At 45.6% G+C, this 10,458-nt stretch carries 12 protein-coding genes; 7 read left to right on the forward strand and 5 right to left on the reverse strand.

Annotated features, from left to right (window positions below):
• The 6 genes from AC6I5A_RS13640 to AC6I5A_RS13665 all read left to right on the forward strand — a co-directional run.
• Positions 1-582: RibD family protein (locus tag AC6I5A_RS13640; protein ID WP_034617186.1), on the forward strand; the 582-nt coding region annotated here is incomplete at its 5' end.
• Positions 583-703: 121 nt separating this feature from the next.
• Positions 704-1,357, forward strand: coding sequence for a riboflavin synthase (locus AC6I5A_RS13645; protein ID WP_034617189.1), 654 nt, complete (start codon positions 704-706; stop codon positions 1,355-1,357).
• A 47-nt stretch (positions 1,358-1,404) separates the two neighbouring features.
• On the forward strand, positions 1,405-2,607 hold the full coding sequence (locus AC6I5A_RS13650; RefSeq protein WP_034617191.1) for a bifunctional 3,4-dihydroxy-2-butanone-4-phosphate synthase/GTP cyclohydrolase II: 1,203 nt from the start codon (positions 1,405-1,407) through the stop codon (positions 2,605-2,607).
• Positions 2,608-2,644: 37 nt separating this feature from the next.
• Complete coding sequence (ribH, locus tag AC6I5A_RS13655) at positions 2,645-3,106, forward strand: 6,7-dimethyl-8-ribityllumazine synthase (protein ID WP_034617194.1); 462 nt, start codon at positions 2,645-2,647, stop codon at positions 3,104-3,106.
• Between the two features lie 256 nt (positions 3,107-3,362).
• On the forward strand, positions 3,363-3,983 hold the full coding sequence (locus AC6I5A_RS13660; RefSeq protein WP_034617196.1) for a sigma-70 family RNA polymerase sigma factor: 621 nt from the start codon (positions 3,363-3,365) through the stop codon (positions 3,981-3,983).
• Between the two features lie 142 nt (positions 3,984-4,125).
• The gene (locus tag AC6I5A_RS13665) at positions 4,126-4,653 is read left to right on the forward strand and encodes a hypothetical protein (protein ID WP_034617198.1); all 528 of its coding nucleotides are present in this window, start codon (positions 4,126-4,128) and stop codon (positions 4,651-4,653) included.
• 81 nt (positions 4,654-4,734) lie between these two features.
• On the opposite strand, the gene AC6I5A_RS13670 is transcribed toward AC6I5A_RS13665, so the two are convergent.
• Together AC6I5A_RS13670 and AC6I5A_RS13675 are read right to left on the reverse strand one after the other, a co-directional pair.
• Positions 4,735-4,932 (reverse strand): spore coat protein, encoded by a 198-nt coding sequence (locus AC6I5A_RS13670; RefSeq protein WP_034617201.1) that lies wholly within the window; start codon positions 4,930-4,932, stop codon positions 4,735-4,737.
• A 15-nt stretch (positions 4,933-4,947) separates the two neighbouring features.
• On the reverse strand, positions 4,948-5,157 hold the full coding sequence (locus AC6I5A_RS13675; protein WP_034617212.1) for a hypothetical protein: 210 nt from the start codon (positions 5,155-5,157) through the stop codon (positions 4,948-4,950).
• A 189-nt stretch (positions 5,158-5,346) separates the two neighbouring features.
• Here AC6I5A_RS13675 and AC6I5A_RS13680 point away from each other — a divergent pair, with 189 nt between their 5' ends.
• The gene (locus tag AC6I5A_RS13680; protein WP_034617204.1) at positions 5,347-5,877 is read left to right on the forward strand and encodes a DivIVA domain-containing protein; all 531 of its coding nucleotides are present in this window, start codon (positions 5,347-5,349) and stop codon (positions 5,875-5,877) included.
• On the opposite strand, the gene AC6I5A_RS13685 is transcribed toward AC6I5A_RS13680, so the two are convergent.
• The 3 genes from AC6I5A_RS13685 to clpB all read right to left on the reverse strand — a co-directional run.
• Complete coding sequence (locus AC6I5A_RS13685) at positions 5,837-7,597, reverse strand: UbiD family decarboxylase (protein WP_034617206.1); 1,761 nt, start codon at positions 7,595-7,597, stop codon at positions 5,837-5,839. The two genes, AC6I5A_RS13680 and AC6I5A_RS13685, sit on opposite strands and share 41 nt — an antisense overlap.
• Positions 7,598-7,644: 47 nt before the next feature.
• A complete protein-coding gene (lpdD, locus tag AC6I5A_RS13690; RefSeq protein WP_052168113.1) occupies positions 7,645-8,049 on the reverse strand; it encodes a prenylated flavin chaperone LpdD in 405 nt (134 codons plus the stop codon).
• 155 nt (positions 8,050-8,204) lie between these two features.
• A partial coding sequence (gene clpB, locus AC6I5A_RS13695; protein WP_034617208.1) for an ATP-dependent chaperone ClpB occupies positions 8,205-10,458 on the reverse strand: 2,254 nt, incomplete at its 5' end.

Below are 10,458 nucleotides of genomic sequence, written 5' to 3' on the forward strand. Positions count from 1 at the left end.
GATGTTATTCTGGCGGGAAGTGAAACCGTCATCCGGGATGACCCTGCCCTCACCTGCCGTCTTCCCAGTGGACAAGACCCTGTTCGACTCGTTATCGATGGGCATTTACGCCTCGCTGAAAATGCTCAGGTCCTAACCTCCTCCGCTCACAGCCCATGTATTATTGCTACAACGCAAGCCGCCTCTCCCGGGAAGATTAAACGTCTGAACAACCTCGCAGGGGTTGAAGTGTGGCAATATGACACACTTCGCTATGTCCCCCTGGAAAAACTTTTGCGGGATCTTGTTCATCGCAGTTGGACCAGTGTGCTGCTGGAAGGCGGCGGCGGACTGGCGGGTACACTTATTCAAGAACAACTTGTTGACAAAATCGAGTTTTTTATTGCACCCAAACTGGTAGGGGGAAATGGCCCTTCTCCCCTTTCAGGGTTGCATATTGAGTATATGGCTGAAGCTATAGCCTTACAAGATCTTCACCTTGATACGTATGCGGAAGATCTTCATGTTACCGGTTATCTGCATGATCAGAAGTCAGAGGTCAGAAGCCAGACATCAGAGATCGGAAGCCAGACGTCAGAATAATCTTCCTGGCGGAAACTTCTTCTGGAATTTGGTGAAGTAACTACAAGCTAATGTAAGTTAATTTGCGTGACTGCACGCAAACGACAACATAGGACACAAATGCCTGAGGGAGGGGATCCAAGTGTTTACTGGAATTGTCGAAGAACTGGGCATCGTCCGTACCCTTCGCCTCTTGCCGGAATCCGGGCAACTTACTGTCGAAGGGCATAAAATCCTTAATGGAACCCAAATCGGAGATAGTATCGCCCTCAACGGGGTTTGCCTGACCGTGATTCGGCAAAGCGAGCGTGAATTCACAGTGGATGTGATGGCGGAAACATTGGCAAAAACCAATCTCGCCGAGCTTAAAAGTGGCAGCCGTATTAACCTGGAGCGAGCGTTACAGCTTCAAACCCGTTTAGGCGGACATTTGGTCAGTGGGCACATTGATGGTGTTGGCAACATTCGGAGGATTAGCTCATGGGGAATCGCTCAAGTTTATGAAATCAGCGCACCACCTGCCTTACTTTCCTATATGCTGCCAAAAGGATCAATCGCTATTGATGGGATTTCACTAACGGTGATTGATGTGGAAGCCGAATATTTTACAGTCTCCCTTATTCCCCATACGTTTGAGCAAACTACACTGGGATTAAAGGGGATTGGGGCAAGCGTCAACCTGGAAACAGACCTTATCGGTAAGTATGTCGCTCGATTTATGGGGATAAATACCGCCTCAAGTAAAAATAAACCGGATCTTTCTCTGGGTTTTTTAGCGGAACACGGATTTATCTGAATCTTACTCGCTTAAACCCTGGGTTAATAATAAAGGAGTGAAGAACCATGCCGTTTAACACGATTGAAGAAGCCTTGGAGGATATTCGACAAGGTAAAATGATTGTTATGGTGGATGATGAGGATCGTGAAAACGAAGGGGATCTGGTCATGGCCGCTGAAATGGCGACCCCTGAAGCGATCAATTTTATGGCGACCTATGGGCGAGGCCTGATTTGCGTTCCAATGACCAGGGACCGGATTCATGCCTTACAACTCGAACCGATGGTCACGCAAAATACGGATCCACATGGGACAGCCTTTACGGTGAGTGTTGATTCTGCAGCAAGTTCCACTGGGATATCTGCTTTTGAACGTGCTCAAACGGTTGAAATTCTCGTAGACCCTAACAGTAAGGCAACCGATTTACACCGACCTGGACATATCTTCCCGCTTCAAGCCCGTGAAGGCGGAGTTTTGGTTCGTGCAGGGCACACGGAAGGCGCTGTAGATTTAGCGCGTCTGGCCGGGCTTCAGCCGGCAGGCGTCATCTGCGAGATTATGAATGAAGACGGAACCATGGCCAGAGTACCGGATTTACGACATTTTGTAGAAAAGCATAACCTAAAATTCGTTACGCTTAAAGACCTTATTGCTTATCGCCGCCGTTCGGAAAAGCTTATAGAAAGGGTCGAAGGTGTCAATCTTCCTACTATTTTTGGCGACTTCCAGGCCATTGGCTATCTAAGCATTCTCGATCAAGAAGAACACGTCGCCTTGATCAAAGGAACCGTTGATGATGGTAAACCAGTACTCCTCCGCGTTCACTCAGAATGTCTGACGGGAGATGTTTTCCATTCTCTGCGCTGTGACTGCGGAGACCAACTCACTGCGGCTTTAAAGAAAATAGAGAGTGAAGGACGCGGTGTCTTAGTCTATATGCGTCAGGAAGGCCGGGGAATCGGGTTGTTGAATAAACTGAAAGCGTATAAACTTCAGGAAGAAGGAAAAGACACGGTCGAAGCAAACCTGGCTTTGGGATTTCCTGAAGACTTGCGTGACTATGGTGTTGGAGCGCAAATTTTAGCGGACCTTGGAATTTCCAAAGTTCGATTAATGACTAATAATCCGCGAAAAATTGTGGGTCTTGAAGGGTATGGTTTGAAAGTCGTGGAACGTGTTCCGATAGAGATCCAGTCCAAACCGGAAAACCTAGCATATCTCTGTACTAAAAAAGTTAAAATGGGACATATTTTGACGGGAGTTCATTAAGAAGCAAATTATCACTTGACGAAAGGGTGGACAATCTGTGAAAACTTATGAAGGAAATCTATTGGCTAAAGGGCTTAAAATTGGAATTATTGCTGCCCGGTTTAATGAATTTATCACGAGCAAACTGGTGGGCGGAGCAACTGATGCCCTATACCGACACGGGGTGCTTGAAGAGGACATTGAACTAGCCTGGGTCCCAGGAGCCTTCGAAATTCCCCTCGTGGCTCAAAAAATGGCAAACTCTAAACGCTATGATGCGGTCGTTTGCCTTGGCGCCGTTATTCGCGGTGCTACTCCTCATTTTGATCTGATCAGTAATGAAGTTATTAAAGGAATCGCCCTCGTGGGCTTACAAACTGGGGTTCCCATCATTTTTGGGGTCTTAACTACCGATAGTATTGAACAAGCAATTGAACGCGCTGGAACAAAGGCTGGAAATAAAGGTTTTGACGCTGCCATGACTGCGATTGAAACCGCAAATTTGCTTAAATCTTTCTAAATGAATGAATTTCATAATGCCTAAAAACGATACCCTAGTTTCTATATGTAGTATGATAGAGCACTACTTACTATATTTAGTGGTTATAAGCTTCGAAATTCTATTTGATTCAACTAAATAGACAATTTATACGTAACTCATTGGAAATTAGTAATATATGGTTAATAGTCCATGAAAAAAAGCTTGTCAAAAAGTGCAATCTTTAATAAACTCATAGTGAACTCATAGTGTCTATTATTTATAGGAGTTGAGTACCATGACTCCCAACATAAGTGCTCTGGACAAGGAAAGAGCTATGCTGGAAGCAGCACGCTCGGGTAATGAAGAGGCTTTAAACCTCATTATTAAACACTATGAACCCGAAGTTCGCATGATCGCATGCAAATATTTTTTGCCAAGGACAGATTATGACGACCTGATCCAAGAAGGGCGCATTGCAATATATAGAGCAGTATTGTCCTATGACACAAACTTAGGCATTCCCTTCCTTCATTTTTTAAGGATGGTCATTAAACGTAAACTCATTGATAGTCTGCGAAAGTATACCCGCCAAAAACATATTAACTTAAACGACGCTTATTCCCTAAACAATATGATATCGGAATCAGAAAAAACAAGTTTTATCTCCCTTTTATCAAACGCCGAGGATCCGGCTACAATGGTTATCGCCAATGACGAAGTTCGTTCCATGATTCACTGCTTAAATGAGGGCTTGTCCAATCTTGAGCGTCTGGTTTTTGAACATTATTTCATACAAGGATTCAAACAACGTGAAATTGCTGAACGTCTGGGACTACCTCCAAAGTCATTGGACAACGCGATCCAACGAATTAAACGGAAAACCTTACAGTTTCGATTACGCCAACTGGCGGTCTAGGTGCGAAGTGCGAAGTGTGAGGTTCGAGGTTCAAGGTTCGAGTTCGAAATTTATGTACCATCATATATTTGCTGCAAATTGAGTTTAACTAAACTTTGTTTGCAGCAAATCGGCTTTATTCGCGTACTTAAGGAGGATGCCGATGCTTTCGTTTTCTAGTCTTGTCTTTTCTTGGCGAATGCGCTTGTTAAGATTTAAAAACCATAAATTTGCTGTCATTTTAAGCATTGTGTTTATAGTAGTGATCTTGCTTTGGGGACCACCAGCCTATAAAGAAAGTTGGCTTGATCCTTTCAGTACACTCAATGTCCCCAATCGAGTACTTCATCCGCATGCGATTAACAAGCTGGGAATGATTAATTCCGATGATCCGCTTCATCCTTTATACTACACAAACAAAGGAATAATTCTGGAATTAATGCGCAACTTACAACGAGCAACTCCCCTTTCATCGTCAGAACAAGCCTTACTCGCCTTGGAGAATCAAAAGGTAAAGTATTTTACATTACATCGGGAACCCTCTAAATTCCATGTTGAGGAAGATTATGCCTTGCAATACTATTCGGAGAAGGGAATTGTTCACTTTGGTCAACAATTCTTTCAAATTAATGAGGCTTCAATCTATAACTTTACCCAAATTACGAACGGAATGACCTCAGGTTGGTGGTAATAAAGAACCGAGAACAATATGTTCCCGGTTCTTTATTATAGGTCTGTTTATACTAGTCAGTAAGTCGAAATGCGCCCGGAATTAGGCTATCCCTCCGCTTTGGTTAATCAACTTGCTGACCTTACTATGGGCATTTGTACATTCGTTAGCTAAGTCTAAGTAGATTTTTCTTAGATCACCATGATGAGCACGGGTGGCTAGGGTCATATATCCCATTGCTGCACTGGTTACGTCTTTTTCATAATCATAGAGCATATCCAAGTCGGTAAATTGACTCATTATTGCAGCCCCTTTCTATTGTAGTTCCGCCATTCCTTTTTTAAAATACCCCAATACGTCTTCTAAACCTTTGGCTTGTTCTTTAAAAAATCCTTTTACAGCAGGGTCTTTTGCCATTTCGGTATACATCTGACATTTTTTCATGGCGGTTTGATTTTCAATAATACTTCGGGTTAACATGCCTTGGTCCAGGATTTTCTTCATTTCCAGATCATTTATTTGAATCATAAATCCCTCCTTTTTTAAAAACTCATTCTATTAACAATGTTAGGTTTTGTAAAAAGACCATGAATTATTCACGGTCATAAAAATAATATCCAATAAATCACAGTTCCCAAGTCTAATGGTACTTCACGAAAGGATCAAGAAATGATACATTATTATTAGGGAATATATGGAGAGGAGGCTTTAACATTGGAAACGCCAGACTTCAAGCGCGTTATTCGGGGCTATGATCCAGGGGCTGTCGACCAAGCATGGGCGGAAACAGACCGTCAGTTATCTGAAGCCTATGCCGCACATAAAGAGCTGCGCTTACAAATAAACAGTTTAAGGGAACAAAACTCGGAATGGGGAAATCGCCTAAAGCACTATGAGCAGATAGAAAAAGACCTCCGGGACGCCCTTCTTAGTGCTCAACGTGCCGCTAACCAAGTAAAAGACGAAGCTGCAAAACAAGCGGAAGAGCTTATACAATCTGCGCGTAGTGAAAGTGAAACATTGCTTAGTGAAGCAACACGTATTTCAGAATCAGTGAGAACCGAAGTAGAAACTAAACTTGTCGAAAAGCAAATGGAAATCCTCAAAATCGAAGAGCAAATTCAAGAATTAGCTGCGCAAAAAACTGAACTCCAAACTCAAGTAGATCAGGCCATCCATTATTTAGAAATGGTCAAGGGATTATTTACATCTGATATTCTTTCCAGCGCAGATCAACCAGGTTAACTGTCGCCTCGTCGGGGAGTACTTCACCGGGATAACCAGGTTTCATCCGGGCATCGATCAGGATTGGGCCATGATATACCAGACGGTGCTGAAGCATCTCTGTCACGGCATAGATATCATGAGCGGGGTCAAAGCGGGTAAAGACTTGCCAGAGAAAACCAGTTGTATCTAAAGCAAGAGTAAGGTCGTCGACTAAAATCAGCAGGGGCCAATCCTTGAACGGTTCGGCTTGGAGATGAGGTAACATATTATTTGCGAGCTCCGGTGAATTTCTAAACGAGGGAGCTTCTAATAATAAACACCCCGCACAGAAAGGTTTTATTCCTTGAATTCCGAGAAAGGTTCTCATTTCTATATGACGGGGAAGTTCTCGTTTGGGGGATCCTAACCCAAACATAATGGCCTTGCTGCCATGATTCAGCTGCCGACCGGTATAGTCTAGAGTATCCATGGATGTGTCATTGAGGATTATAAGATCTGATTCCGGTTCAAAGCGAGCAAGAACAGTCTCCAAGAGGGTTCTAAAGTCATTTAAGTCGAGCTGGACATCAGTTAGGATTAAAAATTTGGTTAGGGAAAGCTGCCCTTCGCCAAGGATTCGAAAAGCGTGGACCAGAGCTTCCCGGTGATAACTCTCCCGTACAATAGCCGCTGTCAGAGCATGAAAGCCGGTTTCGGCATACGTCCGGAGCGCTTTGACTCCAGGCATGACTACCGGAAACATAGGAGACAACAAAGACTGCAGATATTCCCCAATAAAATAATCTTCCTGACGAGGTTTCCCTACAACCGTAGCAGGGTAGATCGCATCCTGTCGATGGTAAACAGTATGTACGTCAAAGACCGGAAAATCATGAGTTAAGGAATAATAGCCATAATGATCTCCAAAGGGTCCTTCCTGCTTACGGACGTGAGCGGGCACCGTTCCACAGATGGCAAACTCCGCTTCGGCGATCAGAGCATGCGGATGTGTAGGAACCTTAACCCGAGAAAGTTTTTCTCCCATTAAAAAGGAAGAAAAGATAAGCTCCGGCAGCATTTCCGGGAGAGGAGTAATAGCAGAAAGGATTAGAGCCGGCGGACCCCCTAAAAAAAGAGTCGTGGGGAGAGCCTGTCCCAAGCGTTCTGCTTCATAATAGTGAAATCCCCCACCCTTATGAATCTGCCAGTGAATACCGGTCTGGTTTGAACCATAGATTTGGATGCGGTACATTCCAAGATTATGTTCTCCGGTAACGGGGTGTTCAGTATAGACTAAGGGTAACGTAACAAAAGGGCCGCCATCTTCAGGCCAACTTGTGAGTACCGGCAGCCGGGTCAAATCTACGGAGCGTTCCTGGATCTCAAGGACGGGGGCGTGCTTTTGATTAACGGTGCGAAGACCACTCTTAGTCAGGGAAAGCAGCCAATCCTTTTCCAGCCACAGTACGGAAGGTTTTGGTGGAAGCAAACGCTGCAAGGCCGAAACGGCACGCTCTATTGTTTCCTCCGGCTTAGGTCCGATGGCGAGGTCAACCCGCCGACGTGTTCCAAACAAATTAGTGACGACAGGAAAATCGCTTCCCTTAACTCGCTTGAACAACAGGGCTGGACCCTCTTCCGCGATGACCCGGCGATGAATTTCCGCCAACTCCAGATACGGATCAATTTCTGCCTCAATCTCGACAATTTGCTTCTCCCGTCGGAGAGTTTCCATAAACTGACGTAAGTTAGCGTGCATAGTTTCACCTCAGAATTTTAATGCTCTTAACACCGGACATGACTATGTTAATTTTTGTTCTTGAAAAAAGCCAGGGCACTCGAAGTCAGCGTATTGCAATGACAAATAATTTTGCTCAATTCCTCCGGGCAAAGGTGATCGGAGTGAATTCCGGCTGTTATAGCCACAGGCAACCGAAGTTCACGGGCCAGCGTTTCGGCAGCCGTTCTGGCCACGTCAACATCCTTGTGCCCTGGAACCGGTGTAATGTAGACATCTGAGCTCCACCCCCCGCCGCTTAGGCTTGGACGTGGAAGGGCCAGAACCACTCCGCCGATATGCGGTTTTTCCCCGCCGGTCAGGAGCCCATGAATGCCATTACCGGTATCCGTGAGTATTAACGTAAGTAAGCAGCGTCCTTCCCCTTCTTGCCCTTGCCAAATAGGGAGATGGATCGGTTTATTATCTTGCACGTGCTTTTGCCTCACTTGACTTTTAACATTACGTCTGCATTATACATTTAGTCGCGAATATTAGCCAAGTTTTTAAAACTTGGCTAATTTCGCGAGTGAGATCCCGATTTCATTTTACGTCCTTATAATTAGTAATAGGTATATTTGAACGCTGCTTAATCTTTTTGGATATTAAACATATATGCCCCCAAGGCGTCAACATCCACAAGGAGCTGTTGTCCTTCTTTAAATTCTCCTTGCAGGAGTTTAAGGGCCAAAGGATTTTGGAGACGTTGTTGGATCACACGTTTGAGCGGCCTTGCTCCATAAATCGGATCATACCCCTCGTTCGCAATTTGTTCGCGTGCCTTAGCCGTCAATTCCAACGTGAGTTTACGTTCGCTCAAGCGCTGACGCAACAGGCCCAGTTGGATTTCCACGATTCGTCCGATATGCTCGCGCCCCAGAGGGTGGAAGATGATGACTTCATCGAGGCGGTTAAGGAATTCCGGCCGAAAATGGTACCTTAGTTCTTCATTGATGCTTGAGCGTACTTCTTCCAAAGATGCATTGCGTTGGGTCAATTGCTGAATAGACGGGCTGGCAATATTACTGGTTAAGATGACGACCGTATTTTTAAAGTTCACCATCCGCCCTTGCCCATCGGTCAAGCGACCATCGTCTAAGAGTTGCAGGAGGACATTCGTGACGTCGTTATGGGCTTTCTCAACTTCGTCAAAGAGGATAACACTGTATGGCTTACGGCGGACGGCTTCCGTAAGTTGTCCGCCTTCTTCAAATCCTACATATCCGGGAGGTGCTCCGATCAGGCGAGACACCGTGTGCTTTTCCATATACTCAGACATATCAATGCGGACCATGGCTTGTTCATCATCAAAGAGGAATTCCGCCAGTGCTCTGGCCAGCTCTGTCTTCCCGACACCCGTCGGCCCCAGAAAGAGGAAAGAACCCAAGGGACGATTCGGGTCTTGCAGCCCGGCACGTGCCCGTCGTACGGCATCGGCGACGGCTTGAACAGCTTCTTCCTGCCCAACAACCCTTTGATGAATTCGGTCTTCCATGTGGGTAAGCTTGGCCATTTCGCTTTCCATAAGTTTGGCGACGGGGACGTGGGTCCAGGTTGCCACGATTTCGGCAATATCTTGCTCGACCACTTCTTGTTTTAATAAGGTATTTTTCTTTGCTGTAAGTGTTTGCTCTGTGGTTTTAAGATCCTTTTCTAAATTTGGGATGATGCCATACTGGAGCTCGGCAGCCTTATTATAATCCAATTGCTGTTGTGCTTGCTCCATCAAGGTGCGCGAACGGTCAACTTCCTCTTTGAGTTGTTGAATTCGCGCCAGAACTTCACGTTCGCCTTGCAATTGGGCATCCAGCCCGGAACGTTCTTCTTTGAGATTGGCCAGCTCTTCTTCGATTTTTGTTAAGCGGTCCTTACTGGCTTCATCCTTTTCTTTCTTTAAGGCCTCCCGTTCGATTTCCAGTTGCATCATCCGGCGTTTGATCTGATCTAATTCGTAGGGATCGCTGGTAATTTCCATGCGCATACGCGCTCCGGCTTCATCAATAAGGTCAATCGCTTTATCCGGAAGGAAACGATCGCTAATATAACGATCGGATAGCACGGCGGCAGCAATGATAGCTCCATCCGTAATTCGTACGCCATGGTGCGTTTCATAACGTTCCTTAAGTCCCCTCAGAATAGAAATGGTATCCTCGACACTAGGCGCTTCCACAATAATCGGTTGAAAGCGCCGTTCGAGAGCGGCATCTTTTTCAATGTGCTTACGGTACTCGGCAAGCGTTGTCGCTCCGAGCATCCTAAGTTCTCCACGGGCCAGCATTGGTTTGAGCATGTTACTGGCATCCATTGCTCCTTCAGTAGCCCCCGCACCTACAACGGTATGCAATTCGTCGATAAACAAAATCACATCGTCTCGATCTTGAATTTCTTTGAGCACCGCTTTCAGGCGTTCCTCAAATTCTCCCCGGTATTTGGCTCCGGCGATTAAGTTTCCCATGTCAAGAGAAATTACTTGTTTATTTTTAATTGCATCGGGAACATCTCCCCGGACAATCCGTTGGGCTAAGCCCTCAACGATCGCTGTTTTACCGACCCCAGGCTCTCCAATGAGGACTGGATTATTTTTTGTGCGTCGGGATAGAGTCTGAATTACCCGGCGGATTTCCTCATCACGCCCTATCACCGGATCAAGTCGACCCCGCCGTGCCTGTTCCACTAAGTTAAGCCCATACTGTTCCAGTGCCGCATAGGTCCCTTCAGGATTTGAACTCGTTACGCGTTGAGTTCCCCTGATTTCACGTAGTGCCTGCAGCAATTTCTCGCGGGTCAAGCCCGCTTGTTTCAAAGTTTGCTCGGCAGACCCTCCGGCTTTTTCAAAAATGGCC

The organism is Desulfosporosinus sp. Tol-M2 (assembly GCF_059735615.1).

Excerpts from the sequence above, each read along its gene's own strand:
- AC6I5A_RS13650 (WP_034617191.1), top strand. The coding sequence starts at position 1,405 with ATGCCGTTTAACACGATTGAAGAAGCCTTGGAGGATATTCGACAAGGT.
- AC6I5A_RS13660 (WP_034617196.1), top strand. The coding sequence starts at position 3,363 with ATGACTCCCAACATAAGTGCTCTGGACAAGGAAAGAGCTATGCTGGAA.
- AC6I5A_RS13665 (WP_034617198.1), top strand. The coding sequence starts at position 4,126 with ATGCTTTCGTTTTCTAGTCTTGTCTTTTCTTGGCGAATGCGCTTGTTA.
- AC6I5A_RS13670 (WP_034617201.1), bottom strand. The coding sequence starts at position 4,932 with ATGAGTCAATTTACCGACTTGGATATGCTCTATGATTATGAAAAAGAC.
- AC6I5A_RS13685 (WP_034617206.1), bottom strand. The coding sequence starts at position 7,597 with ATGCACGCTAACTTACGTCAGTTTATGGAAACTCTCCGACGGGAGAAG.